The organism is Streptomyces sp. NBC_01428, from assembly GCF_036231965.1.
Taxonomy (GTDB): Bacteria; Actinomycetota; Actinomycetes; order Streptomycetales; family Streptomycetaceae; genus Streptomyces.
The window spans coordinates 6,511,325-6,536,991 of record NZ_CP109499.1; the positions used below are offsets into that span (position 1 = coordinate 6,511,325).

General features: G+C 71.2%; 19 protein-coding genes. 6 read left to right on the forward strand and 13 right to left on the reverse strand.

What is annotated here, in order from left to right; genetic code table 11:
• Position 1 precedes the first annotated feature (1 nt).
• From OG406_RS28160 to OG406_RS28180, 5 genes are all read left to right on the forward strand, one after another.
• Entirely contained in the window at positions 2-910 is a 909-nt protein-coding gene (locus OG406_RS28160) for a sugar ABC transporter permease (RefSeq protein ID WP_164373219.1), read from the forward strand.
• A gap of 278 nt (positions 911-1,188) precedes the next feature.
• A complete protein-coding gene (locus tag OG406_RS28165) occupies positions 1,189-2,868 on the forward strand; it encodes a glycoside hydrolase family 13 protein (protein ID WP_266613205.1) in 1,680 nt (559 codons plus the stop codon).
• Positions 2,869-3,103: 235 nt separating this feature from the next.
• Positions 3,104-4,486, forward strand: coding sequence for an alpha-amylase (locus OG406_RS28170; RefSeq protein ID WP_329188431.1), 1,383 nt, complete (start codon positions 3,104-3,106; stop codon positions 4,484-4,486).
• A gap of 144 nt (positions 4,487-4,630) precedes the next feature.
• Positions 4,631-10,021 (forward strand): pullulanase-type alpha-1,6-glucosidase, encoded by a 5,391-nt coding sequence (pulA, locus tag OG406_RS28175; protein ID WP_443067152.1) that lies wholly within the window; start codon positions 4,631-4,633, stop codon positions 10,019-10,021.
• Between the two features lie 149 nt (positions 10,022-10,170).
• Positions 10,171-10,527, forward strand: coding sequence for a 5-carboxymethyl-2-hydroxymuconate Delta-isomerase (locus tag OG406_RS28180; protein ID WP_329188435.1), 357 nt, complete (start codon positions 10,171-10,173; stop codon positions 10,525-10,527).
• A 22-nt stretch (positions 10,528-10,549) separates the two neighbouring features.
• On the opposite strand, the gene OG406_RS28185 is transcribed toward OG406_RS28180, so the two are convergent.
• From OG406_RS28185 to OG406_RS28205, 5 genes are all read right to left on the reverse strand, one after another.
• A complete protein-coding gene (locus tag OG406_RS28185) occupies positions 10,550-11,251 on the reverse strand; it encodes a TetR/AcrR family transcriptional regulator (RefSeq protein ID WP_266848874.1) in 702 nt (233 codons plus the stop codon).
• A gap of 58 nt (positions 11,252-11,309) precedes the next feature.
• Positions 11,310-12,359, reverse strand: coding sequence for a PDR/VanB family oxidoreductase (locus OG406_RS28190; protein ID WP_164373223.1), 1,050 nt, complete (start codon positions 12,357-12,359; stop codon positions 11,310-11,312).
• Positions 12,359-13,279: a metal-dependent hydrolase gene (locus OG406_RS28195; protein ID WP_329188438.1), complete on the reverse strand. Its 921-nt coding sequence runs from the start codon at positions 13,277-13,279 to the stop codon at positions 12,359-12,361. The genes OG406_RS28190 and OG406_RS28195 overlap by 1 nt, the downstream gene beginning before the upstream one ends.
• Positions 13,280-13,417: 138 nt before the next feature.
• On the reverse strand, positions 13,418-15,346 hold the full coding sequence (locus OG406_RS28200) for a hypothetical protein (RefSeq protein ID WP_329188439.1): 1,929 nt from the start codon (positions 15,344-15,346) through the stop codon (positions 13,418-13,420).
• Positions 15,347-15,396: 50 nt separating this feature from the next.
• Complete coding sequence (locus OG406_RS28205; protein WP_081221517.1) at positions 15,397-15,906, reverse strand: tetratricopeptide repeat protein; 510 nt, start codon at positions 15,904-15,906, stop codon at positions 15,397-15,399.
• 158 nt (positions 15,907-16,064) lie between these two features.
• On the opposite strand from OG406_RS28205, the gene OG406_RS28210 reads away from it, so the two are divergent.
• Positions 16,065-16,502: a hypothetical protein gene (locus tag OG406_RS28210; protein WP_329188440.1), complete on the forward strand. Its 438-nt coding sequence runs from the start codon at positions 16,065-16,067 to the stop codon at positions 16,500-16,502.
• Between the two features lie 114 nt (positions 16,503-16,616).
• Here OG406_RS28210 and OG406_RS28215 read toward each other — a convergent pair whose 3' ends face one another.
• The 8 genes from OG406_RS28215 to OG406_RS28250 form a co-directional block, all read right to left on the reverse strand.
• Positions 16,617-18,170 (reverse strand): DUF1996 domain-containing protein, encoded by a 1,554-nt coding sequence (locus OG406_RS28215; protein WP_164373227.1) that lies wholly within the window; start codon positions 18,168-18,170, stop codon positions 16,617-16,619.
• Between the two features lie 212 nt (positions 18,171-18,382).
• Entirely contained in the window at positions 18,383-19,039 is a 657-nt protein-coding gene (locus tag OG406_RS28220; protein WP_164373228.1) for a LuxR C-terminal-related transcriptional regulator, read from the reverse strand.
• Complete coding sequence (locus OG406_RS28225; protein ID WP_329188441.1) at positions 19,024-20,295, reverse strand: sensor histidine kinase; 1,272 nt, start codon at positions 20,293-20,295, stop codon at positions 19,024-19,026. The genes OG406_RS28220 and OG406_RS28225 overlap by 16 nt, the downstream gene beginning before the upstream one ends.
• A gap of 152 nt (positions 20,296-20,447) precedes the next feature.
• On the reverse strand, positions 20,448-21,452 hold the full coding sequence (locus OG406_RS28230) for an NAD-dependent epimerase/dehydratase family protein (protein ID WP_329188443.1): 1,005 nt from the start codon (positions 21,450-21,452) through the stop codon (positions 20,448-20,450).
• 113 nt (positions 21,453-21,565) lie between these two features.
• Positions 21,566-22,162, reverse strand: a complete 597-nt coding sequence (locus tag OG406_RS28235) for a winged helix-turn-helix domain-containing protein (RefSeq protein WP_164373231.1) — start codon at positions 22,160-22,162, stop codon at positions 21,566-21,568.
• A gap of 328 nt (positions 22,163-22,490) precedes the next feature.
• Positions 22,491-23,420: a DUF6891 domain-containing protein gene (locus tag OG406_RS28240; protein ID WP_329188445.1), complete on the reverse strand. Its 930-nt coding sequence runs from the start codon at positions 23,418-23,420 to the stop codon at positions 22,491-22,493.
• A gap of 105 nt (positions 23,421-23,525) precedes the next feature.
• Positions 23,526-24,554: a glutamine synthetase gene (gene glnII / locus OG406_RS28245; RefSeq protein ID WP_081216851.1), complete on the reverse strand. Its 1,029-nt coding sequence runs from the start codon at positions 24,552-24,554 to the stop codon at positions 23,526-23,528.
• A gap of 413 nt (positions 24,555-24,967) precedes the next feature.
• Positions 24,968-25,654, reverse strand: a complete 687-nt coding sequence (locus tag OG406_RS28250; RefSeq protein ID WP_266848891.1) for a hypothetical protein — start codon at positions 25,652-25,654, stop codon at positions 24,968-24,970.
• Between the last annotated feature and the right edge of the window lie 13 nt (positions 25,655-25,667).

The following is a 25,667-nucleotide window of genomic DNA, read 5'->3' on the forward strand; positions in this document are numbered from 1 at the left end:
CATGAGCACCACCACCCTGCGGACGCCGCCGGCCGAAGAGGCCCCCGTCCCCGACGCGTCGCCGCGTCCGGCCCGGAAGCGCGGCGAGCGAAGCCGCGCCGGCGCGCTCGCCTCCCACGGCATCCTGACCGTCGCGAGCCTCGTCGCGCTGTTCCCGATCGCCTGGCTGGTCTTCCTGTCGCTCGGCCCGGACAAGGACGACTACCTGCACCCCGGACGCATCTGGGACACGATGACGTTCGACAACTACTCCTTCGTGCTCCAGCACACGAACTTCTTCGACTGGATGAAGAGTTCGCTCATCGTGTCGCTGGGCACCACGGTGATCGGCGTGATGGTCGCGGCCACCACGGGCTACGCGGTCTCGCGCATGCGCTTCCCCGGCTACCGGAAGTTCATGTGGGTCCTGCTGGTCACCCAGATGTTCCCGATCGCCGTGCTGATCGTGCCGATGTACCAGATCCTCTCGGACCTGCAGCTCATCGACTCCTACCTCGGCCTGATCCTCGTCTACTGCTCGACGGCCGTCCCCTACAGCGCCTGGCTGCTCAAGGGGTACTTCGACACCATCCCGTTCGAGATCGACGAGGCCGGACGCGTCGACGGGCTGAGCCCCTTCGGCACCTTCTTCCGGCTGATCCTGCCGCTCGCCAAGCCCGGCCTCGCGGTGGCCGCGTTCTACAACTTCATCACCGCGTTCGGCGAGGTCGCCTTCGCCTCGACGTTCATGCTGGACGACTCGAAGTACACCTTCGCCGTCGGACTCCAGAGCTTCGTCAGCGAGCACGACGCCCAGCGCAACCTGATGGCCGCGACCGCGGTCCTGGTCGCGATACCCGTGTCCGCGTTCTTCTACCTCGTGCAGAAGAACCTGGTGACCGGCCTGACCGCGGGCGGCACGAAGGGCTGACCCGCACGGGACGCCCCAGAACGCCCGCCACCGAAAGACTCCCGCGCGCCCCTGGCGCGCGGGTGGCGGCCGCGGTGCCCATCCGACCCCGCCGGTACCGCGGCCGCCTCATCTCCCCGTCTTCCGCACCGACTTCGTCATCGCCCACACCGACCTCGTCGGCCCCGATCTCCACCGCCCGTGCTCCGCGAACCGCGCGAGCAGGGGCCGCCCCCACCGAACTCCTCCCCGCGGCCGGCCGCGCCGGGGCGCGGGGAACCCATCGCATCAAGGACGCCATGAGCCAGCACTCCGCCGACCAGGCCCCGAACTCCGTTCTCGCCACCGTCGCCGCGCACCGCGACTGGTGGCGCGACGCGGTGATCTACCAGGTCTATCCGCGCAGCTTCGCCGACAGCAACGGCGACGGCATGGGCGACCTGGAGGGCGTACGCTCCCGACTCCCGTACCTGCGCGACCTCGGCGTGGACGCCGTGTGGCTCAGCCCCTTCTACGCCTCGCCGCAGGCCGACGCCGGCTACGACGTGGCGGACTACCGGGCCGTCGACCCCATGTTCGGCAACCTCCTGGACGCCGACGCGCTCATCCGCGACGCCCACGGGCTCGGCCTGCGGATCATCGTCGACCTGGTGCCCAACCACTCCTCGGACCAGCACGAGTGGTTCAAGCGCGCCCTGCGCGAGGGCCCCGGCTCCGACCTGCGCGACCGCTACCACTTCCGTCCCGGCAAGGGCGCGGACGGCGAACTGCCGCCCAACGACTGGGAGTCCATCTTCGGCGGCCCGGCCTGGACCCGCGTCACCGAACCGGACGGCACCCCCGGCGAGTGGTACCTGCACCTCTTCGCGCCCGAGCAGCCCGACTTCAACTGGGAACACCCCGCCGTCGGTGACGAGTTCCGCTCCATCCTGCGGTTCTGGCTCGACATGGGCGTCGACGGCTTCCGTATCGACGTCGCGCACGGCCTGGTCAAGGCGGAGGGCCTGCCGGACCTCGGCGACCACGACCAGCTGAAGCTGCTGGGCAACGATGTCATGCCGTTCTTCGACCAGGACGGCGTGCACGAGGTCTACCGGCAGTGGCGCACCATCCTCGACGAGTACTCCGGTGAGCGCATCTTCGTCGCCGAGGCGTGGACGCCGACCATCGAGCGCACCGCGAACTACGTGCGCCCCGACGAACTGCACCAGGCCTTCAACTTCCAGTACCTGGGCACTCATTGGGACGCGGCCGAGCTGCGTTCGGTGATCGACCGCACCCTCGACGCGATGCGTCCGGTCGGCGCCCCCTCCACCTGGGTGCTGTCGAACCACGACGTGACCCGGCACGCCACCCGGTTCGCCAACGAGCCCGGCCTCGGGACCCAGATCCGTACCGCCGGGGACCGGGAGCTCGGCCTGCGCCGGGCCCGCGCGGCGAGCCTGCTGATGCTGGCGCTGCCCGGCTCCGCCTACCTCTACCAGGGCGAGGAACTCGGCCTGCCCGACGTCGTCGACCTGCCCGACGAGGTGCGCCAGGACCCCGCCTACTTCCGGGGCGCCGGACAGGACGGCTTCCGTGACGGCTGCCGGGTGCCGATCCCGTGGACCCGCGCCGGCACCTCGTACGGCTTCGGAGACGGCGGCAGCTGGCTGCCGCAGCCCGCCGCGTGGGCGGAGCTGAGCATCGAGGCGCAGACCGGCGTGGCGGGCTCGACCCTGGAGCTGTACCGCGACGCGCTGGCGGTGCGCCGCGAGCGTTCGGACCTCGGCGCCGGTGACTCCGTCGAGTGGCTGGACGCGCCCGAGGGCGTCCTCGCCTTCCGGCGCGGCGAGGTCGTCTGCACCGCGAACACGGGCGCCGAGGCCGTGACCGTGCCGGTATACGGCCGGGTGCTCGTCGCGAGCGGCGAGGTGACCGTGTCGAAGGGCGGCGAGGCGAAGCTGCCCGCCGACACGACCGTGTGGTGGGCAGCCTGACCCTGCCCCGCCACGGCTGAGCGGTGCCCCGGTCCTCCTGGACCGGGGCACCGCTTTTTCACGCCCTGAAATCTCTTACGACATCTTGCTGAAACTTGTTGGCAAGAGATACGTTCCGGCACACGCCCGACTGATTTACCGGGCAACTTCCTTCCAGGGCCCCCCACTTGTACCCCGGAGCCCCGGTCACCCGCACCCGCACACCCCCACCGCACAACGACGTGCAGGAGATGACATGGCCAAGAGAACTCTTGCCACCGCGCTCGCGCTGGCCGCCGGCATGGCCGCCTCGGTGGTCCTCCCCGCCGGTACCGCCGAAGCCACTCCGCCCGGCACCAAGGACGTCACCGCCGTCCTCTTCGAGTGGAAGTTCGACTCGGTCGCCAAGGAGTGCACCACCACGCTGGGCCCCGCCGGATACGGCTACGTCCAGGTGTCCCCGCCCGCCGAGCACATACAGGGCTCGCAGTGGTGGACCTCGTACCAGCCCGTCAGCTACCGGATCGCCGGGCGTCTCGGTGACGCCACCGCCTTCAAGAACATGATCAACACCTGTCACGCGGCCGGCGTGAAGGTCGTGACGGACACCGTGATCAACCACATGTCCGCCGGCTCGGGCACCGGCACCGGCGGCTCCTCGTACACGAAGTACAACTACCCCGGTCTGTACTCCTCGTACGACATGGACGACTGCACCGCCAGCATCAGCGACTACACCAACCGCTCCAACGTCCAGAACTGCGAGCTCGTCGGCCTCGCCGACCTGGACACCGGCGAGGAGTACGTCCGGTCCACCATCGCCGGATACCTGAACACCCTGCTCGGCTACGGCGTGGACGGCTTCCGCGTCGACGCGGCCAAGCACATCCCGGCGGCCGACCTCGCCAACATCAAGTCCCGGCTGAGCAACCCGTCCGCGTACTGGAAGCAGGAGGTCATCTACGGCGCCGGAGAGGCCGTCCAGCCCACCGAGTACACCGGCAACGGCGACGTCCAGGAGTTCCGCTACGCCTACGACCTCAAGCGGGTCTTCAACAACGAGAACCTGGCCTACCTGAAGAACTACGGCGAGGGCTGGGGATACATGAACAGCTCCGTGGCCGCCGTCTTCGTCGACAACCACGACACCGAGCGCAACGGCTCCACCCTCACCTACAAGGACGGCGCGAACTACACCCTCGCCAACGTCTTCATGCTCGCCTACCCGTACGGCGCCCCCGACATCAACTCCGGCTACGAGTGGTCGAACGCGGACGCCGGGCCGCCCAACGGCGGCACCGTCAACGCCTGCTGGCAGGACGGCTGGAAGTGCCAGCACGCCTGGCCGGAGATCAAGTCGATGGTCGCCTTCCGCAACACCACCCGCGGGCAGGCGCTGAGCAACTGGTGGGACAACGGCAACGACGCCATCGCCTTCGGCCGCGGCAGCAAGGGCTTCGTCGCCATCAACCACGAGACCTCGTCGCTGAGTCGGACGTACACGACCTCCCTCGCGGCGGGCACCTACTGCAACGTGCAGAACAACACGCAGGTCACGGTGAACGGTTCGGGGCAGTTCACGGCAACTCTGGGCGCCAACACGGCACTCGCGATCTCCGCGGGCAAGTCCAGCTGCTGAAAAGCCTTTCCGCATGTTGCAAGACTCTTGCTGTAAACCTTGCGTGAGCGATACGGTCACGCGGGCGTTCGGCACCGAAGCCGGAACGCAGCGCGGGGTCGGACCCGAGTACGCCGTCATCGCTAGGAGTTCACTGCTGTGGACCTGATACCGAGAGGGTCGGCGCGCCGCTTCGGCCGCCCCCGGCTGCGCGCAGCCGTCCTCGCCGCCGCACTGGCCGTATCGCTCGCGCAACCCCTCGCGGCGCGGGCCGAGACCCCGCCCGCACCCCCGTCCGACGCCAGGCTCGCCGCCGAGCCCGCGCGGCACGACGCCACCCGCGACCAGTTCTACTTCGTGATGCCGGACCGCTTCGCCAACGGCGACAAGGCCAACGACGAGGGCGGACTGACCGGGTCCCGGCTGTCGACCGGGTACGACCCGACCGACAAGGGCTTCTACCAGGGCGGCGACCTCAAGGGCCTGACGAAGCGGCTCGACTACATCAAGGGCCTCGGCACCACCGCCATCTGGATGGCGCCGATCTTCAAGAACCAGCCCGTGCAGGGCACCGGCAAGGACGCCTCGGCCGGCTACCACGGTTACTGGATCACCGACTTCACCCAGGTCGACCCGCACTTCGGCACCAACAAGGACCTGGAGAAGCTGATCTCCGCGGCCCACGCCAAGGGCATGAAGGTCTTCTTCGACGTCATCACCAACCACACGGCCGACGTCGTCGACTACCAGGAGAAGTCCTACGACTACCTCTCCAAGGGCGCCTTCCCCTACCTGACCGAGGACGGCCGGCCCTTCGACGACGCCGACGGCGGCCACGGCTTCCCGTCCGTGGACACCGGCTCCTTCCCTCGCACGCCCACCGTGCCCGCCGCGAAGAAGCACGCCAAGGTCCCGTCCTGGCTCAACGACCCGACCATGTACAGCAACCGGGGCGACTCCACCTACGCGGGCGAGTCCACCACCTACGGCGACTTCTCCGGCCTCGACGACCTGTGGACCGAGCGTCCCGAGGTGGTCAGCGGCATGGAGAAGATCTACGAGCGCTGGGTGAAGGACTTCGGCATCGACGGCTTCCGGATCGACACCGTGAAGCACGTGAACATGGAGTTCTGGACGCAGTGGGCGACCGCCCTCGACGCGTACGCCGCCCGGCACGGCCGCAAGGACTTCTTCATGTTCGGCGAGGTCTACTCCGCCGACACCTCGGTCACCGCTCCGTACGTCACCGAGGGCCGGCTCGACGCCACCCTCGACTTCCCCTTCCAGGACGCTGCCCGCTCGTACGCCTCCCAGGGCGGCAGCGCGAAGAAGCTGGCGTCGGTGTTCGGGGACGACTACAAGTACACGACCGACAAGGCCAACGCCTACGAGCAGGTCACCTTCCTCGGCAACCACGACATGGGCCGCATCGGGTACTTCCTGGACCAGGACAACCCGAAGGCGACCGACGCCGAACTGCTGAAGAAGGACCGGCTCGCCAACGAGCTGATGTTCCTCAGCCGCGGGAACCCCGTCGTCTACTACGGCGACGAGCAGGGCTTCACCGGCTCCGGCGGCGACAAGGACGCCCGGCAGACGATGTTCGCCTCGAAGGTCGCCGACTACCTCGACGACGACGAGATCGGCACCGACCGCACCCACGCGAGCGACGCCTACGACACGAACGCCCCGCTCTACCGGCAGATCAGCGACCTCTCCCGGCTCCGCAAGGCCAACCCGGCCCTCACCGACGGCGTCCAGACGGAGCGCTACGCGGCGGACGGCGCCGGTGTGTACGCCTTCTCCCGTACGGACGCGAAGTCCGGCACCGAGTACGTCGTCGCCGTGAACAACGCGGACGAGGCCAGGTCGGCGACGTTCGCGACGGGTTCGGCGGGCAGGGACTTCCGTGGCATCCACGGCACCTCCGCCTCCGTGCGCAGCGACGCCGACAAGAAGATCACCGTCTCCGTGCCGGCCGGTTCGGCGATCGTCCTCAAGGCCGCAGGCCGGCTCGCCGCCCCCGCGACGAAGCCGACCCTGACCCTCAAGGCCCCCGACACCGGCGCGACCGGCACCGTCGAGCTCGGCGCCGACGTCACCGGCGGGCAGCTCGACCGGGTCGTCTTCGCCGCCCAGGTCGGAACCGGCGCGTGGCGCACCCTCGGCTCCGCCGACCACGCCCCGTACAAGGTCACCCAGGCCATCGGCAAGGACGTACCGGCGGGAACACCCCTGCGTTACAAGGCCGTCGTCGTCGACTCCGCGGGACGCACCGCGAGTGCCACGGCCGCCTCGGTCACCGGTACCCCGCCCGCGGCGGAGATCCCTACGGCGTCCTCCCGCGACTACGCGATCGTCCACTACAAGCGCACCGACGACGACTACACCGACTGGCGGCTGTACGCCTGGGGCGACCTCGCGGACGGTGAGGCCACGACCTGGCCCGCCGGCCACGACTTCGTGGGACGCGACGCCTACGGCGCCTTCGCCTACGTCAAGCTGAAGCCCGGCGCCTCCACGGTCGGCTTCCTCGTCATCGACAAGGACGGCAACAAGGACGTCGCCGCCGACCGCTCCATCGACGTCACGAAGACCGGTGAGGTCTGGCTGGAGCAGGGCAAGGAGCCGGTCCTCACCGAACGGCCCGCCTACCCGGCCCAGGACAGGACCAAGGCCGTGCTCCACTACCACCGCGCCGACGGCGACTACACCGGCTGGGGCCTGCACGTGTGGACCGGGGCCGCGACGCCCACGGACTGGACGAAGCCCCTGGAGCCGGTGCGCACCGACGCCTACGGAGCCGTCTACGAGGTGCCGCTCGCCGAGGGCGCGACCAGCCTCAGCTACATCCTCCACAAGGGCGACGAGAAGGACCTCCCCAGCGACCAGTCCCTCGACCTGACCGCGAACGGCCACGAGGTGTGGATGCTGGGGGGCCAGGAGAAGTACCTGCTCCCGCAGCCCGCGGGCAGCGCGGCCGCCCTCGACCTCAGCACCTCCAAGGCCGTCTGGATCGACCGGGACACCGTCGCCTGGAACGGCTCCGACGCCGCCGTCTCCACCCAGCTGCTGTCCTCCCGCGACGGCTCGATCGCCGTCAAGGACGGGACGCTGACCAGCGACGACGACCGCTGGCTGCGGCTGGAGAAGACCACCCTGACCGACGCCCAGAAGGCCGCCTTCCCGCACCTGAAGACGTACACCGCCTGGTCCGTCGACCCGCGCGACCGGGACCGGGTCCGGGCCTCGCTCGGCGGCCAGCTCGTCGCCTCGCAGCGCGCGGCGAACGGCGCCGTGCTCGCGGCGACCGGCGTCCAGACCGCCGGCGTCCTGGACGACCTGTACGACGCGCGGACGGCACACCTCGGACCGGTCTTCCACGACGGCGTCCCCACCCTGTCGGTGTGGGCCCCCACCGCGCAGTCGCTGAGCCTCGACCTCGACGGCACCACCGTCGCGATGCGACGCGACGACTCCACCGGCGTGTGGTCGGTGCGGGGCAAGCGCTCCTGGACGGGCAAGCCCTACCGGTACGTCGTGAAGGTGTGGGCGCCGACCGTCGGCAAGCTCGTCACCAACAAGGTCACCGACCCGTACTCCGTCGCCCTGACCACCGATTCCGAACGCAGCCTGGTCGTCGACCTGGACGCCGGGAACCTCGCTCCGTCCGGCTGGTCCGCGCTGAAGAAGCCCAAGGCCGTGCCGCTGCGGGACGCGCAGATCCAGGAACTCCACATCCGGGACTTCTCGGTGGCGGACACGACCGTCCCCGCCAAGGACCAGGGCACCTACCTGGCGTTCACCGACAAGAACAGCGACGGCTCGAAGCACCTGAGGCAGCTGGCGGCGTCCGGCACCTCGTACGTGCACCTGCTGCCGGCCTTCGACCTCGCGACCGTGCCCGAGAAGAAGACGGACCGGGCGACGCCGGACTGCGACCTCGCCTCCTTCCCGGCCGACTCCGAGAAGCAGCAGGAGTGCGTCGCGAAGAGCGCCGCGAAGGACGCCTACAACTGGGGCTACGACCCGTACCACTACACGGTCCCCGAGGGCTCGTACGCCACCGACCCGGACGGCACCGGGCGCACGGTCGAGTTCCGGAAGATGGTCAAGTCGCTGAACGAGGACGGCCTCAGGGTCGTCATGGACGTCGTCTACAACCACACCGCCGCGAGCGGCCAGGCCGACACCAGCGTCCTCGACCGGATCGTCCCCGGCTACTACCAGCGGCTCATGGCCGACGGCAGCGTGGCCACCTCCACCTGCTGCGCGGGCACGGCCCCCGAGAACGCCATGATGGGCAAGCTCGTCGTGGACTCGCTCGTCACCTGGGCCAAGGAGTACAAGGTCGACGGCTTCCGCTTCGACCTCATGGGACACCACCCCAAGGCCAACATCCTGGCGGTCCGCAAGGCCCTCGACGCGCTCACCCTCGCGAAGGACGGCGTCGACGGCAAGAAGATCGTCCTCTACGGCGAGGGCTGGAACTTCGGCGAGGTCGCCGACGACGCCCGCTTCGTCCAGGCCACCCAGAAGAACATGGCCGGAACCGGGATCGCGACCTTCTCCGACCGCGCTCGCGACGCCGTGCGCGGCGGGGGCCCCTTCGACGAGGACCCCGGCGTCCAGGGCTTCGCGTCCGGCCTCTACACCGACCCCAACTCCTCGTCCGCCAACGGCACACCGGCCGAGCAGAAGGCCCGGCTGCTGCACTACCAGGACCTCATCAAGGTCGGCCTGACCGGCAACCTGGCCGCGTACCGGTTCACCGACTCCGCCGGCAAGGAGGTCACGGGCTCCGAGGTCGACTACAACGGCCAGCCGGCCGGCTACGCCGCGGCACCGGGCGACGCGCTCGCCTACGCCGACGCACACGACAACGAGTCCCTGTACGACGCGCTGACCTACAAACTGCCCGCGACGACCGGCGCCGCCGACCGGGCCCGCATGCAGGTCCTGGCGATGGCGACGGCCACCCTCTCGCAGGGACCGTCCCTCTCCCAGGCCGGATCGGACCTGCTGCGCTCCAAATCCCTGGACCGCAACTCCTTCGACAGCGGTGACTGGTTCAACGCCATCCACTGGAACTGCCAGGACGGCAACGGGTTCGGCCGCGGGCTGCCGCCGGCCGCGGACAACGCGGCGAAGTGGCCCTACGCCAAGCCGCTGCTGACGACCGTCTCGGTCGGCTGCGCCCAGATCGGCGGCACCTCCGCCGCCTACCAGGACCTGCAGCGCATCCGCACCGGCGAGGACGTGTTCTCGCTCTCCACGGCGGCGCAGGTGCAGGCGAAGCTCTCCTTCCCGCTGTCCGGCGAGGACGAGACCCCCGGAGTGATCACCGCGCGCCTCGGCGACCTCGTGATCGTCTTCAACGCCACTCCGGAGCAGCAGGAACAGGAGGTCGGCTCCCTCGCCGGGACGGCGTACGCGCTGCACCCGGTGCAGGCCAAGGGAGCGGACCCCGTCGTCAAGTCCTCGTCCTACGCGCGGACCTCGGGCACCTTCACGGTCCCGGCCCGGACGGTGGCGGTGTTCACCCGGACCCCGTAGCCGGGGGCCCGGCAGGCGTACCGGCCCCGGCGCTCCGGGGAACCACACCCCGGTGCTCCGGGACCCTCACCCGCCCCGCCCGGCCCTCGTGGCCGGGCGGGGCGGGGCTAGGGTGTCCGGGACTTTCCCGCCCGGAACAGGAGCGCCCCATGCCGCAGATCACCGTCGACTACTCCGCGTCGCTCGACGACGCCTTCGACCGGCAGGGCTTCGCCCTGGCGCTGCACGAGGAGGTGGTCGTGACGGCCGCGGCGAAGATCGGTGCCTGCAAGACGCAGTTCCGCCGCGCCGAGGACACCGTGGTCGGCGCGGACACCGCCGGGCACGCCGTCGTGCACGTCACCCTCGGGCTGCTCGCCGGGCGGACCGAGGAGGTCAGGACGAAGCTCGCCGAGGCGACCCTGGACCTGCTGCGCACCCATGTGAAGCCGGCCGGGGGAGTGGAGCTGCACGCCTCCGCCGAGGTCCGCGACCTCGACCCCTCGTACCGCAAGTTCGAGGCGTAGCCCCGGTCTCCCGCGCCCGCTCCTAGGACGCGGGCGGGGTGGCCAGCGAGATGAGCCGGACGGCGAGGTCGGTGAACGGGCCGTCGCCCGGCTCGCCCTCCAGCCCCCTGCGCAGCAGAGCGGCCACCTCGTCGTCGTAGGCCGCGCTCACCGCGGCCAGCGCCGCGAAGTCGTGCACGAGCTGGACCTCCAGCTCACCGCGCGGGATGCGCCGGCCGTCCAGCCAGATCAGCGCGGTCGACTCCACCAGGGAGATCCAGGAGCGGACGACCAGTTCCAGCCGGGCCGGGGGGTTCTTCACGTCCAGGTGCGACAGGACCTGGAGGTACGCGGCCTGCCGGACGGAGTCGACCAGCGCGTTGGTGGTGGAGGAGCCGACGGCCGGGCCGCCTCGCATCAGCGCGGCGAAACCGGGCCCGTGATCGTCCACGAAGTCGAAGAACCGGCGCATCACCCGCAGCAGCCGTGCCCCGAGCGGTCCCTCGTGCGCCTCCACGAAACGGCCCGCGAGATCGTCCGCGGCCCGCTGCAACGCGGCCTCGTACAGGCTGAGTTTGCCCGGGAAGTAGTGGTAGACGAGCGGACGGGAGATGCCCGCGGCGGAGGCTATCTCGTCGATGGAGACCTCGTCGGGCGAGCGTCGGCTGAACAGGTCGAGGGCGACGCCGATCAGCTGCTGCCGTCGCTCCTCGACACCCATCCTGCGGCGTACCCCGGTTGTCATGCGGACACCTTACCGATCGGAACCGGCCCCGGAACGGGCCGGTCCGGGCCGCCGGCGCTCACATGTCCAGCACGATGCGCTCCCCCCGCGCGCGGGAGACACAGATCAGCATCGAGTCGTCACGCTCCGCGTCCGTCAGCAGTTCGTCCCGGTGGTCGATCTCGCCCTCCAGGACGCGCTGTTGGCAGGTCCCGCAGAACCCCTGCTCGCACGAGTACAGGGTGTCGGGGAACTCCGCGCGGACGGCGGCGAGGACCGAGGAGTCCGCGGGCACGGTCACCGTACGCCCGCTGCGCCGCAGTTCCACCTCGAAGGAGCTGTCGCCGGACCCGGGCGCCCGGGCCGTGAACCGCTCCAGGTGCAGCGTGCGGCCCTCGGGGACGCGGGCCTCGACCGCGGCCATCAGCCCGTCGGGACCGCAGCAGTAGACGGCCGCGCCCTCGGGAAGGTCCGCGAACAGGCCGTCCAGGTCGGGCAGTCCGTCCTCGTCCTCGGCGACCACGGTGACCCGCGTGCGGTCGAGCTTCTCGATCTCCTCCAGGAACGGCATCGACGCGCGCGTCCGGCCGCCGTACAGCAGCCGCCAGTCGGCGCCCTCCCCGACGGACCGCAGCATCGGCAGGACGGGGGTGATGCCGATCCCGCCCGCGACGAACACGTAGGCCGGGGCGTCCACCAGCGGGAAGCGGTTCCGCGGCCCGCGCACCTCGACCTCCGTGCCCTCCTGGAGCTGCTCGTGCACCTCCCGCGATCCGCCCCGCCCGTCCTCGACCAGCCGGGTCGCGACGGTGTACGAGGAGCTGTCCTCCGGGTCCCCGCACAGCGAGTACTGCCGGACGAGCCCCGAGGGCAGCACCAGGTCGAGATGGGCGCCGGGCTCCCAGGACGGCAGGTCCGCTCCCTCCAGGCGCAGTTGGACGACACCGTCGGCGACCCGCTCGTGCCGGGTGACCAGGAGCCGCAGCGCACGCGAGCGGGGCCGGCCCGAGACCGGTTCCTCCAGGGCGGGCAGCGGCCACAGCGGCGACGCCCCGATCCGGCGCCGCAGCGCCCGCCGGACCAGCAGGGCCGTACCGGCGACCGCGACGACGGTCCGCAGCCTGGGCATCACGCGGCACCAGCACCCTTCTCTGCGAGGGAGGCCGCCACGGCGGCCGGGGAGGAGGCCAGATAGGCGACGGCCTGTTCGGTGGAGCCCTCCTGCGAGGGGTGGTACGTGCGGCTCAGATAGCGGGGGATCGACCGGAGCATGGCGCCGGTGGACGGCAGCACGCCGCGCCTGCCGCTGACGTAGAAGTCCTTGAAGGTCGCGCGGCCGTCCGCCAGCGTCGGGTCGTTCTCCATGAAGAACCGGGATCCGCGCTGCCACAGGAACACGAGCGCGGTGAAGGCGGTCGCCCACGTCCGCGCCCGCCGCCGGTAGCTTCCGTCGACGTGCTGAAACAGCTCGAACGCCACCGAGCGGTGCTCGACCTCCTCGGCGCCGTGCCAGCGCAGCAGGTCCAGCATGGTCGGGTCGGCGCCGCGCCGGTCCAGCTCCCGCGCGTTCAGCACCCAGTCGCCGAGGAAGGCGGTGTAGTGCTCGATCGCCGCGATCAGGGCGACCCGCTCCAGCAGCCACCACCTGCGTGCCCTGCCCGGCGGCAGGGTCCGGTCGCCGAGCAGCTTCTCGAAGAGCCAGTCGACCTGCGCGGTGTACGGCGTCGGGTCGAGACCCAGCTCCTTGAGGTGCGGCAGCACCTCGTCGTGCGCCTGCGAGTGCATCGCCTCCTGGCCGATGAACCCGATGACGTCCGCGCGCAGCCGCTCGTCGCGGATCAGCGGCAGCACCTGCTTGTAGACGTGCACGAACCACCGCTCACCGGCGGGCAGCAGCAGATGCAGCACGTTGATGGTGTGCGTGGCGAACGGATCGTCCGGCACCCAGTGCAGCGGTGTGTCCTCCCAGGAGAACGACACCTTGCGCGCCTTGAGCGCCGTCCACTCGGACTCGACCGGCAGGGGCAGCCGGGCCTGCGTGTTAGACATGGCGTCAATGTACTGACGGGTAGGCGCGTGGAGAACCCCTGTGGGCCGACTTATTTACGTACACGTCAGCAACCTGTGGCCGAAACGACGCTGTCGGCCACCCCGCCCGAGGTGGCCGACAGCGTCGAGGCGTCCGGTTCAGCGCAGTCCGCTGATGCCCCGGCCGTCCGCCAGGGTCCCCTTCAGCTGGGCCTGCGCCCCCTGCTTCGTCCGTACGGCGAGCAGTGGTCCCTCGGCCGAGCCGCGCACCCCGCCGCTTGCCGTGACCGACGCCGTGTCCTTGGTGCCCGCAGCGAGCAGATACCAGGACCCGGCGCCCGACTTCCACAGCACGCCGGCCAGCACGTGCGGGTCGCGGGAGCCGCACGCGGGGGAGTTCTCGGCCTTCGCCGCCACCGCCCCGTACGTCCCGCCGGGCGTGCGGAACTGGGCCAGCACCCGGGTTCCGCCACCCCGCCAGGTGTCGGCGCGGGTGCACACCCAGGTCGCCGAGCCGCTCGCGTCGGGCAGCGACTGCTGCGCGAACTGCCAGGCGTTCACCGACCGCACGCCCTGCGAGCGCACCGAGGCGAGGGAGCACGCGAAGGGCGCCCAGCCCCGCAGGTTCGCGGCGCCCGTCGCCTCCCGCGGGGCGGCGGGCCGGCCCGAGGTGAGGTGGGCCGGGATCAGCTCACCGAGGTCGCTGAGCAGCCGGGAGCCCGAACCGTCGTCGACCTGGAGCACGTTCCACGAGGTGCAGGCCCCGGTCTGCGGCGGGCCCGCCAGCGGCGAGGTGGAGCCGTCGGCGGACAGCGTGAGGTCCATCGTGCCGGTGTTCGGCTTCAGCAGATCGCGCTCGCCGGCCTTCTTGACCCAGGGCGCCGTCAGATAGCGGACGTTGCCGTCGGCGCGGCTCAGCACCACCGCGCTCGCCTCGGCCCCGCGCGCCCCGTCCACCCGCGCGAAGTCGAGGGCCGCGCCGCTCGTGCCGTCCTTCGGCTCGGCGTAGCGGGCGATGCGCAGACCGTCGTACAGGAGCACCACCCGGGCCTGGTCGACGGTGCCCGCGTAGAGCAGCTGGGGCGGTCCGGGCGGGGCGCCCGACGGGGTGCCCGGTGTCGCCGACACCTGGACGGACTCCCCGGGCCTCGCCCACACCGCGAGCGCGCGGCGCAGCAGCCCGCTGTCCTTGACGAGGTCGCCGCGCGCGGGCCACACCGAGAAGTCGGTGCGTGCGGACGACTCCCAGGCGGCGGGCGCCACCCGCTCCAGCCGGGCCGGGTTCAACGCGGCCTCGGCGGCCGGGTTCTGCGCGTACGAGGGGGCCGCGGCACCGTCCGGGCCCCAGCCGTCGCCCGGCAGGCCGAGCAGCGCGCCGCACACGGTCAGCGCGGCGGCGGCCGCGAGGGCGGCCCGCAGGTGCTGCCTGCGCCGCATCAGGTCGGTGGGCCGGGCGTGCAGCGAACAGGGGTCGAACTCCGGGGAGGCGAGCAGTGCGTCCCGCGCCTCGACGCCGGCCGCCTCCGTGAGCGCCGCCGTCGGGTCCGCCACGCCCGAGGCCGCCAGCATCCTGCGCAGCTGCGGGTCGGGCAGCTTCTCCAGGCCGCGCAGCACGTACGCGGCGCGGCCGGGGCCGGAGAGCGTGGACAGCAGCTGGTCCAGGGCGAGTTCGTCGGCGCCGCCCGACCGCGGGAACAGCCGCAGGCCCCACACCTGGGGGAGCAGCGGCGGCAACTGGGACCGCTTCGGCCAGGCGCGCCGCTTCAGCGGCAGCCCGGCCTCCAGCGCCGAACGCACCACCTGGAGACGGACGAACGCGTAGCCCGGGTCGCCGTCACGGCCGCCGCCGCTCTGCTGCGCCGGGATGACCGACGCGTCGCCGGACGCCCGGCCGCGGGGCAGCGCGCGCTGGGTGAGGGCGTGCGCCGTCAGGACCCGCCGGTTGCGGCCGAGGCTCGGCGGCAGCACCAGATATGCGAGCCGGACCAGCCGCGGGTAGTGCTCGACGAGTGCCGCCTCGGCCTGCTCGACGTCGACGACCGTTCCGGAGGAGGCTGCGGGGCGTTTGGCTACATCCTGTGACTGCACGTTCAGCAAAACGAGCGAACGGGTGGATGGTCACCGGCCCCGCCGGGGGCTCAGGAGCCGGACTCCTCCGGCTCCACCAGCAGACGGGCGTAGTTCGCCATCGACCGCTGATAGCGGGGCAGATGAGGGGCCAGCGCGCCGATCACCAGGGCCAGGCCCTCGCGTTCGCGGCCGAGGTCGGCGAGGCAGAGCGCGAGGCAGGCGCGTACCGCGTCGTCCAACTCGTCCGACGGCGCGACCAGTTCGGGGGTGAGGAGCTTGACACCCTCGTCCGCCTGTCCGATGTTGCGCAGCGAACTGGAGAGCTGGATCTTGGCGCGCCGCCCCTTGTAGCCGCTGAGGCCGCGGGCCAGGGCCTCGCGGTACAGCGGCACGGCCCGGTCCGAGTGGCCCGTCGAGTCCCAGGCGCAGGCCTGCTCGAAGGGGCCGAGGGGGCTGTCGGCCGGCAGTTCGGCGACCAGGGCGTCGATCACCGCCCGGAAGTCCGCCGCCCGCTCTTCCTCGTAGGTGTCGAAAGTGGCCCAGGCGGCCGCCGTACGCTCTTCCCAGTCTTCGTTCACGAGTGACACCCTCGCACAGCTGTACCACCAGCGGTATCGGGTTCCCCACGCGGAAACGGCGTCCCGTTGAGCACGGGGCCGCCCGGAGCCGTACTCGAGGACAGAGCCCTGGCCGGGGCTCGCTTCGGCGTGAGCGCCGACAGGTACCGGAGGAACGTATGAGGGTGACACGCGAGAGGCTTCTGGCCGGGGCGGCCGTGGCCGTCCTGCTGACGCTGACCGGCTGCGGCGGCGGATCGGACGACAAGGCGGCCACCGCCCGGGAGACCGTGCCGGCCACGGCGACCGGCAGCCTGGAGGACCTGGCGGCCGAGGTGAAGTGCCGCCCCGACATCCAGACCGACGCGGACGAGATCCGCCAGGGGGTCTGCAAGGTCGACGCCGGAAAGTTCATCCTGGCGACCTTCGCCACCGACCGCGGTCAGCGCGAGTGGCTCAACGGGGCGAAGGACTACGGCGGTTCGTACCTCGTCGGCGCCAAGTGGGTGGCCGTCGGCGACCAGAAGACGGTCACCTCCCTGCGCGGCCGGCTCGGCGGAACCCTGGAGGAGGGCACCTCGCACGGAGGGCACTCCGGTCACGAGCACAGCGGCTGACGAAGCGGAGCCTCCCCGGCCCGACGGGCCGGGGACTGGGGACTGGGGACTGGGGACTGGGGACACAAGAAAGCCGGTGGCGGGAGAATCCCGCCACCGGCTTCCTCATGGGGGTCACTTACAACGCTGGCCCTTGTTGATGCAGTTGACCATCTTGTTCATCAGGTTGTCGTCGAAGACGTTGATGAAGTCGTCGTGGTCGGTGGCCGCCTTGTGCAGCTGCTCGGGGAATCCGTCCACCGCGTAGGCGTTCTTGATCTGCCCGTTCTGCAGGGTCGGAGCACGGAAGCCGTAGACGAGGCGCATCGTCAGCTGCGGAATGGCCTTGAAGCCGTTGCCGCAGTTGCCCTGGGCGTCCGCGAAGGCCACGTGCGTGCGGTGGTTCGCGCTGTCGATGTTCACCCCGTCCCAGCAGCTCTGGAAGGCGAAGGTGCGTACCACGGTGCTGCCGCGCGGGCAGATCGGGTACTGCTGCGTGAGCTGCACCTTGTTCTCGAAGCCGGTGCAGGACCAGTGGGCGTTGGCGTTCGCGAGACCGTTGGTCGTGGTCTTCGCGTCACCCGTGATGATGCGCAGGAACTTCGGCATCGCGACGACCTGGCTCTTCGCGCTGCCGACGAACTTGATCTGCGCCTGCTTGACCTGCTGGATCTGGCCGACGTTTCCTTCCTTGCCACCGCCGTCGTTGTTCTGGTCGAAGTCCTGCGTACCGTTCTGGATACGCACGACCGGCCAGTAGTACGTCGACTTGTCACCCTGGTTGGCGCAGGTGGTCTTGGCCGCGGCGAACGTGTCGTTGTTGGCGAACGCGTCGTTCGACTGGTTGCCGACGTAGTCGTGCAGGTGGTGCGCGCCGTTGCTGACGCCGGGCGCCACGATGACGTTGTCGGTGTTGAACTTCTTGTTCGCGTTCACGCCGCAGGACGTGGTGAACGTGCCCGTCGAACCGCCGGCCCGGGTCCGTGCCTTGCGGGGCACGTTCGCCTGGACCTTGGTGATGTCGACGAAGTCCGCGGCGAGCGGCCCGTTGCCGGCCTGACCGCCGTTGCCCGTCTGCTGTCCGCCGCCCTGCTGGCCGCCGGCGCTCGCGCTGGCCGAGGGCGAGGGAGCCGGGCTGGCCGTCCCGCCGTTGTTCTGGCCACCGTTGTTCTGACCGCCGTTGTTCTGGCCGTTGTTGCCCCAGCCGGCGTTGGTCTGGCTGGCGGGCGTCCCCGTGCAGGAGGACAGGCCGTCGAGCGAGGACGGTGCGTTTCCGCCGACCCGGCTGATCTCCAGCTTGATCCGGTCGATGATCACCGACCGGTTGTTCTTCAGCGGTCCGAGGATGGAGTTCTGGACGAAGCTCGCGTCCCTCGTCTGCGCGTCACGGGTGGTGGCGAGCCGCTGGTAGGCGGCGGTGATCTGCTGGTCCAGCGTGGCGAGTTCGCCGTCGACCTCACCACGGGCCTTGTTCGGCACGTTGGTCAGCTTCTGACCGACGTCCGGACAGCTGATGGTGGCCACCTGAGCGGTGGCGGCCTTCGTGGTGTTGGGAGAAGAGTTCTCCTCGTGCGCCGAGGCGTAGAAGTTCGCCCAGACCAGTCCACCCCCGCCGATAGCGAGCGCTGCCGATGCGGCGATGGCCCGAACGGCCAGCGGCGAACGGCGTTTTCGTACGTTGCGTCCCATGGAACTCCTCTGACTTCCTTGCGGGGCATCGAGGGCGCCCGACAGGAGTGAAGCGGCTCCATTCCATACGCACGGGGCGGGTGGGGTGTTCAGAAACCCCAGAAAATCTTAGAAGTTCGTGAGGTCAATTCGGGCACAATGGGCTCAGAAGCATCCGAATTCACGGGAGTTGATGTCGCTCAAAAGGTTTGAGGGCGCTTTTTGACTGAAATTCAGTGGGCGTCCCGGTCCAAATAGGCGAGTACCGCGAGGACGCGTCGATTGTCGTCGTCCGACACCTCCAGGCCCAGCTTGGCGAAGATGTTGGAGGTGTGTTTGGCGATCGCCCTTTCGGTCACGACGAGCTGCGCGGCGATCGCCGTGTTGGAACGCCCCTGCGCCATCAGGTCCAGCACCTCCCGCTCCCGCGGGGTGAGCCGTCCGACCGGCTGGTCCCCGACCGTCCGCCGGGCCAGCAGCTGCTGGATCACCTGCGGGTCCATGGCCGTGCCGCCCGCCGCCACCCGCCGTACGGCGTCGATGAACTGTTCCGCGTCGAACACCCGGTCCTTCAGCAGATAGCCGACCCCGCCGGTGCCGTCGGCGAGCAGCTCGCGCGCGTACAGCTGCTCGACGTGCTGCGACAGGACGAGCACCGGCAGCCCGGGCCGCTCGCGCCGGGCCCGCAGCGCGCACTGCAGCCCCTCGTCGGTGTGCGAGGGCGGCAGCCGTACGTCCACCACCGCCACGTCCGGCCGCAACTCCGCGAGTGCCTTGGTGAGTTCGGGTCCGCTCTCGACCGCCGCGGCGATCTCGAAGTCGTAGGCCTCCAGCATCCGGACCAGGCCGTCGCGCAGCAGGAAGAGATCTTCGGCTAGGACAACACGCAAGGGATCTCCAGGGTGACCCGGGTGGGACCGCCCGCGGGGCTGCTGACGGCGAGGACGCCGTCGAATGTACCGAGCCGCCGCTCGATCCCGCCGAGTCCGGATCCGGCGCCGACGCGGGCGCCGCCCCGCCCGTTGTCCGTGACGGTGATCCGGAGCGTGCCGTCCCGGTGGTGCACGTCGATCCAGAGCCGGTCGGCACCGGAGTGCTTGACCGCGTTGGCCAGCACCTCGCTCACCGCGAAGTACGCGGCCGACTCGACCGGCGCCTCCACCCGCCCCGCCAGGTCCACGTCGACCTCGCTCACCGGGGGCAGGCTCAGCGCCAACGCCCTGATCGCGTCGCCGAGTCCGCGTTCGGCGAGCACCGGCGGGTGGATGCCCCGGACGAGGTCGCGCAGCTCGGTCAGCGCCTCGGCCGACGACCGCCGTGCCTGCGCCAGCAGGTGCCTCGCCCGCGCGGGGTCCTTCTCGATGAGGGCCTCGACCGTTCCCAGGTCCATGCCCACGGCGACGAGACGGGCCTGCGCGCCGTCGTGCAGGTCCCGCTCGATGCGGCGCAGTTCCGCGGCGGAGGTGTCCACGGCTTCGCGCCGCGTCTCGGTCAGCACCCGTACCCGCTCGGCGAGTTCACCCTCGCCGGGGGCCAGGACGGCACGGGTGACGCGGAAGTGGAGCCGCAGGAGGAGCGGGGAGAGGTACAGCGAGGCGGCCAGGAGCACGGCGCCGAGGGCCCCCGCCGCCAGGGCCGACGCCTGACCCGAGATCGGGACGAACCCGTACCACCAGCCGACCTGCGTGCCGTCCGTGAACACCCGCCACAGGCCGAGCGCGAGGGCGAAGCCCTCCAGCGGGTACAGGACCAGCGCGGCGGGCAGCAGCGCGGTGACGAACCCCGCGGTCATGTCGAACAGCAGCCAGCGCAGGTCCCGCCAGGTGGCCGGGTCCCGGAGCATCCCGAAACAGCGCGCCCAGGGGTTGGCCCCTTCGGGCAGCGGCCGGTAGGCGGGCCGGATCCGTACCCCGCACCACCGGGCCGCGACCAGCCGCCGTGCGTCGGCGAAGGCACGGACGGCGGTCAGTACCCGCGGTGTCGTGACGATCCCGACCCCGACGGGCACCAGCAGGAGGGACACGACGGTCAGGACGAACAGCCCGATCGACCCGGCCAGTCCCGTCACGGCGACCAACAGCCCCCGTGCGCCGGCCACCAGGGCCTCCCGCCCGCGGGCCCGGGCCTCGAACCTCTGCGACTCCATGCCCCGAGTCTCGCCGACCGACGCGACCACGTCACTGGGCCGGACCCCCTGCCGGGGGGTGGTGCCAGCAGCACCCCCCCGGGGACGGAGAGGAAGGGAAGGGGACGTGGGCGTGACGGCCCCCGCCCCGTCGCGAGCGGGGTCGTGGGGCCTCAGACGCCGAGGACCTTCGCCTCCACCGCGGGGTCGAGACCCACCGGCGGCCGGTCGGGCCGCAGGGGCGCCGTCCCGCCGCGCGACCGGAGCCACTCCCAGGTGTCGGCGACGGTCTCCCGCACGGGCCGGCAGCGGAGCCCGGCCGCGACCGCCCGGGAGACGTCCGCCGAGTGCAGGGCCCCGTGCAGCTCGCTCGCCGGCGGCACCCACACCGGCAACTGGGTCCACGGCTCGATCCCCGCGGCCAGAACGGTCTCCGGGTCGGTCCAGCGCAGCTCCGCGTGCCCGCCGGTGACCTCGGCGCACGCGTCGAGCAGCGCCCCCATCGTGCTGTGACCCTGCGGACTCACCAGGTTGTACGCGCCGCCGAGCCCCGACTCCGCCGCCGTCATCGTCCACTGGGCGAGATCCCGCACGTCGACGTACTGGAGCGGCAGTTCACGCGGGCCGGGCGCGAGGACGGGACCGCCCGCCGCGATCCGGTTCAGCCACCACGGCAGCCGCCCGATGTTCTCGTACGGCCCGAGGATCAGCCCGCACCGCACGAGCAGGGAGCCGTCCGCGCCGAAGGCGTCGAGCGCGGCCAGTTCGCCGCCCCGCTTGTCCCGCGCGTAGTCGGTCGCCTCCGCGTCCGGCGACGCCCCGTCCACGACCGGCGCGTCCTCGCCGTACCCGGCCTTGGGCGCCCACGCGTACACGGAACAGCTCGACACGTACACGTACCGGGAGACCCGCCCGGCCAGCAGGCGTGCGCCGTCCCGCACCACCCGCGGCGCCCCCGACCAGGTGTCGACGACGAGATCCCACGCCTCGGAGGTACCGGCGAGGGCGGCCAGTCCGTCCGGGGCGGTGCGGTCGCCCAGCAACGACCGCACGCCGGAGGGCGGTTCGTGCCGGCCGCGGTGGAAGACGGTGACCTCCCATCCCCGGCCGAGGGCCGCCTCCACGACGGCGCGCCCCACGAACTCCGTCCCGCCCAGCACCAGAAGTCTCCGTGTCATACGGACGACTCTGCCCGCCGCACCCGGCCGGTGGAACACGAATCTGCTGACAGAAGATCCGGCCGGGGCGGCGGCGGACGGGTCACGGGCGAGCCGGTCGACCCGCGGTCAGGTCAACGGCCGGTCGGCGGGGCGAACTTGTAGCCGACGCGACGCACCGTCTGGATGGACTGCCGGTGCTGCGCCCCGAGCTTGCGGCGCAGTCGCGCGACATGGACGTCGACGGTCCGGCCGTCGCCCACGTGCCCGTACCCCCACACCGTGGAGACGAGCTGGTCGCGGGTGTGCACCCGGTGCGGGTGCTGGACGAGGTGCGCGAGCAGCTCGAACTCCAGATAGGTGAGGTCCAGGATCCGTCCGTCGACCTCGGCGGTGCGCTGCACGGTGTCGATGCGCACCAGCGGGTCACCGGCGCCCGTGCCGGTGAGCGACGGTCCGTCGCCGTCCGGTGCCGTCCGGTCCGGTACGGCCACAGGCAGCAGGGGCTGCTGGTCGGCCGGTACGAGGACCAGGTAGCCGATCATCGGCGGCTGCCCCGGCAGGACGGGCAGGGTGTGCGGGGGAGCGGGCAGCCAGGTGGCGCCCGGCGGGAGGAAACCGGAGACGTCGACCACCTCGTCCCGGTCGACGGCACGCAGTCGGTGCCGTCCCGGGGAGGTCGAGGGGGTGGGAGCCGTCGCTACGGAGGAGAAGGAACGAGTGGTCGCCATGAGAGGTCAGCTCTTTCGCGCGAGAAGTCCGTCGGGTGGCCGACGACCGCGAGTCGGTGACCGGGTCGTCGAGGACGTACGTCGTGCGCGCTGGCCGAAGGCCGGGGTGTACGGCTTTAGAGGGCCGGCGCGTTCGTCGCGCGGCAACACACCCGGTCGAAGTCGTGGTGCTGACGGGAAGGCCAGAAGGGCTCGAGGTCGTGGCGACCTGTCGCGACGCACTTCTGATGGCTGGCCATGCCCCCATTGAAGCAGAAGGCGGAGCGCGGCAGCAGAGCCCTTCCACGGACCGGACGCATCCTTGGCGTGAACGTGACGCAGGGAGCCCCTATCCGACCAGGCGCTTGTGCCACGTCAGACCGGTGACATGGACGGCGCTGTCCGGGGAGCCGTCCCACTGGGCGGACAGGCCCGCCGCCTCCAGTGCCGTGACGACCTCACGGCCGACGGACGCCGTGGTCGCGGCCGAGCCGTCGAACCCGCCGTAGAGCAGCATCAGTCCGTGGCCCGCCGCGGCGCCCTCCGTGCACTGGGAGTGGAAGAAGACGAAGCCGCGTGACCCCTCACCGCGCTCGGCCCCTATCTCGGTGGTGCCGCAGGTACGGCAACAGGTGAAGTTCTCCCGGGCGGTGATGCCGCCCGCGTCGAGGGCCTCGAAGACCTCGGTGAGACGCTCCGGGTCCGTCACCCCTTCCCAGAGCGCCTGTTCGGCCAGCCGTTCCGTCCACAGCCGGTCGACCAGTTCGCGGGCCTGGGCCCGGGAGACCGGCCGGTGGTCGCCGTCGACCAGATACTCCTCGGCGTCCTCGGTGAGCCGGGCCCGGTCGTCGTACCCGCAGCGCAGCAGCTCCCTGATCCGTGGCTCGATCTCGCCCCGTACGTCCGCCGGCAGTTCCGGGACGTCCTGCGGGGCGTCGTGGCCGAGCGGCTCCCACGCGAGGCCCGCGTCCCAGCCGTCCTCGCCCCGGGCCCAGCCCACCAGGGCGTCGGCCACCCGGTCGGCGTCGCCCGCGTCCAGCGTCGTGCCGAAGAAGCGGGCGCGGCTCTCGCGATGCTCCAGGCGGTAGTCCCCGCCCCCCTCGTGCCACACCTGCGCGAAGACGTCCGGCAGGTCCGGTATCCGGTTCAGGACCAGGAAGCGGTCGCCCGCGCCGCCGATCCCGCGCACCAGCGTCCGCAGCGTGTCCGCCGGAAGCCGCTGGTGGCTCCGTCCGTTCTCCGTCCTGACCTTGACGGCGAGCTGTTCGTCGTTCCCCATGGGGCAACTCTGGCACGCCCCACCGACAACGCCCCGGCCGGTCCGGGGGACGCGGAAGGGGCGCCCGCCGGTCCGGCGGGCGCCCCTTCACGGGTGTGCGGTGGATCAGACCTGGCCGGCCTTCTCCAGGGCGCTGCAGCAGGTGTCGACGATCAGGCGCGTCACGACGTACGGGTCGACGTTGGCGTTGGGACGGCGGTCCTCGATGTAGCCCTTGCCGTCCTTCTCGACCTGCCACGGGATGCGGACCGAGGCGCCGCGGTTGGAGACACCGTAGGAGTACTCGTTCCACGGGGCGGTCTCGTGCAGGCCCGTCAGGCGGTCGTCGATGCCGGCGCCGTAGTTCTTGACGTGGTCCATGGGCTTCGAGCCCTCGCCCAGCGACTCGCACGCGGTGATGATCGCGTCGTAGCCCTCGCGCATCGCCTTCGTGGAGAAGTTGGTGTGCGCGCCGGCGCCGTTCCAGTCGCCCTTCACCGGCTTCGGGTCGAGCGTCGCGGAGACACCGAAGTCCTCGGCGGTGCGGTACAGCAGCCAACGGGCCACCCACAGCTGGTCCGAGACCTCCAGCGGCGCCAGCGGGCCGACCTGGAACTCCCACTGGCCGGGCATGACCTCGGCGTTGATGCCGGAGATGCCGAGGCCCGCCTTCAGACAGTTCTCCAGGTGCGCCTCGACGACGTCACGGCCGAAGATCTCGTCCGAGCCGACACCGCAGTAGTAGCCGCCCTGCGCGGCCGGGAAGCCGCCCTCGGGGAAGCCGAGCGGGCGCGTGCCCTTGAAGAACGTGTACTCCTGCTCGATGCCGAAGATCGACTCCTGGGCGGCGAACTTCTCGGAGACCTCGGTGAGCGCGGCACGGGTGTTGGACTCGTGCGGCGTCATGTCGATGTTCAGGACCTCGCACATGACGAGGACGTCGTCGCCGCCGCGGATCGGGTCCGGGTAGGTGGCCACCGGCTTGAGTACGCGGTCGGAGGCGTGGCCCTCGGCCTGGTTCGTGGAGGAACCGTCGAAGCCCCAGATCGGCAGCTCCGCGCCCTTGGCGTCGTCGCCCAGGATCTTCGTCTTGGAACGGAGCTTGGCCGTCGGCTCGGTGCCGTCGATCCAGATGTACTCAGCCTTGAAGGTCACGGGCCACATCCTTCGGGGTGTGTCTTGAGGCGCACTTGCGGGTGCTGCGGCGCTGCGGCACCGGGACGCCGCTGGGATGCCCGGCAGCCTGTCAACCGGCGATTTCCCGGTCGTTGCCCGAAGGTGAACCCCGTGTTACCCGGCCTGTGTGTGCCCCGTCTCACGCGGGCCGCCCCACTGCCCGTGTCCGCGCGACGGCGTTCGCGACCGCGATCCGCCGGCCCGCCGCCGGGCCCGGTCCGGCGCGCCCCGGTCCGCGGCCGGCTCGTATGCGATGGGCGTGAAGTCGATACGGGCGATGTGATGCGGTTGCGCCCCGGTTGCCTGAGCGTGCGAAGGCCCTGTCCCCACCGGTCCGGAGGAACCGGCGGGGACAGGGCCTCGACCCGTTGCGTCCGCTACCCGGGCGGGTGCTAGCCCACCTTCTCGATGCGGGCCTTGCGGATCAGGAACTTGCCGGGTTCCCTGACCTGTTCGAAGGCCGCGTTGTTCAGCAGCACACAGCTTCCGGAGACCGAGGTGACCTCCACGGTCGTGGACTTGTTGTTGTCCAGGTTGGTGACCTTCAGCTTCGTCCCGGCCGGGAACTGGTTGCTGGACGCGGCCGGTGCGCCGCCCTCGCCGGAGAGCGTGACCGTCGAACCGGTGCAGACCTGCTGCCCGGTGGCGGCGCCCGCTCCCGCGTTGTCCGCGGGCGCGGTCTGCGCCGGGTCCGCCTGCGCCGGAGCGGAGGGGGCGGGCGCGGCCTCGGCCGGCGCGGACCCGCCCGGCTGCGGTGCGGTCTGGGAGTCCTGAGCCGACTCCCCGACCTCGCAGCCTGACGCCTCCTGCTGAACCTTGATCTGCGCGATGACGGCATCGCGGTTGGCGATCCTGGCCTCCGACTGCGCGTCGGGGGCGGCCCGCTGGTCCGCGATGAACTTCTGGTTGTTGCCGAGCGCGGTGGCGAGACCCTTGCAGACCGTCGAGGTCTGCGCGTTCTGCACCGACGCGGCGTTCGAGGTGGCGGCGAGGGCGAACGCCCCGCCCCCGGCCACGAGCGCCGCGCCGGTCAGCAGAGCGATCTTCTTCTTGGTGCTGAGCGTTCTCCTACGCGACATGCGCGCCTCCAGT

Coding starts and splice junctions, on each gene's coding strand:
- OG406_RS28190 (WP_164373223.1), bottom strand. CDS start 12,359: ATGCCCAGGCTGCGGACCGTCGTCGCGGTCGCCGGTACGGCCCTGCTG.
- OG406_RS28235 (WP_164373231.1), bottom strand. CDS start 22,162: ATGGCGACCACTCGTTCCTTCTCCTCCGTAGCGACGGCTCCCACCCCC.
- OG406_RS28160 (WP_164373219.1), top strand. CDS start 2: ATGAGCACCACCACCCTGCGGACGCCGCCGGCCGAAGAGGCCCCCGTC.
- OG406_RS28170 (WP_329188431.1), top strand. CDS start 3,104: ATGGCCAAGAGAACTCTTGCCACCGCGCTCGCGCTGGCCGCCGGCATG.
- OG406_RS28250 (WP_266848891.1), bottom strand. CDS start 25,654: ATGTCGCGTAGGAGAACGCTCAGCACCAAGAAGAAGATCGCTCTGCTG.
- OG406_RS28210 (WP_329188440.1), top strand. CDS start 16,065: ATGAGGGTGACACGCGAGAGGCTTCTGGCCGGGGCGGCCGTGGCCGTC.
- OG406_RS28215 (WP_164373227.1), bottom strand. CDS start 18,170: ATGGGACGCAACGTACGAAAACGCCGTTCGCCGCTGGCCGTTCGGGCC.
- OG406_RS28180 (WP_329188435.1), top strand. CDS start 10,171: ATGCCGCAGATCACCGTCGACTACTCCGCGTCGCTCGACGACGCCTTC.
- OG406_RS28240 (WP_329188445.1), bottom strand. CDS start 23,420: ATGGGGAACGACGAACAGCTCGCCGTCAAGGTCAGGACGGAGAACGGA.
- OG406_RS28195 (WP_329188438.1), bottom strand. CDS start 13,279: ATGTCTAACACGCAGGCCCGGCTGCCCCTGCCGGTCGAGTCCGAGTGG.
- OG406_RS28225 (WP_329188441.1), bottom strand. CDS start 20,295: ATGGAGTCGCAGAGGTTCGAGGCCCGGGCCCGCGGGCGGGAGGCCCTG.
- OG406_RS28165 (WP_266613205.1), top strand. CDS start 1,189: ATGAGCCAGCACTCCGCCGACCAGGCCCCGAACTCCGTTCTCGCCACC.
- OG406_RS28185 (WP_266848874.1), bottom strand. CDS start 11,251: ATGACAACCGGGGTACGCCGCAGGATGGGTGTCGAGGAGCGACGGCAG.
- OG406_RS28230 (WP_329188443.1), bottom strand. CDS start 21,452: ATGACACGGAGACTTCTGGTGCTGGGCGGGACGGAGTTCGTGGGGCGC.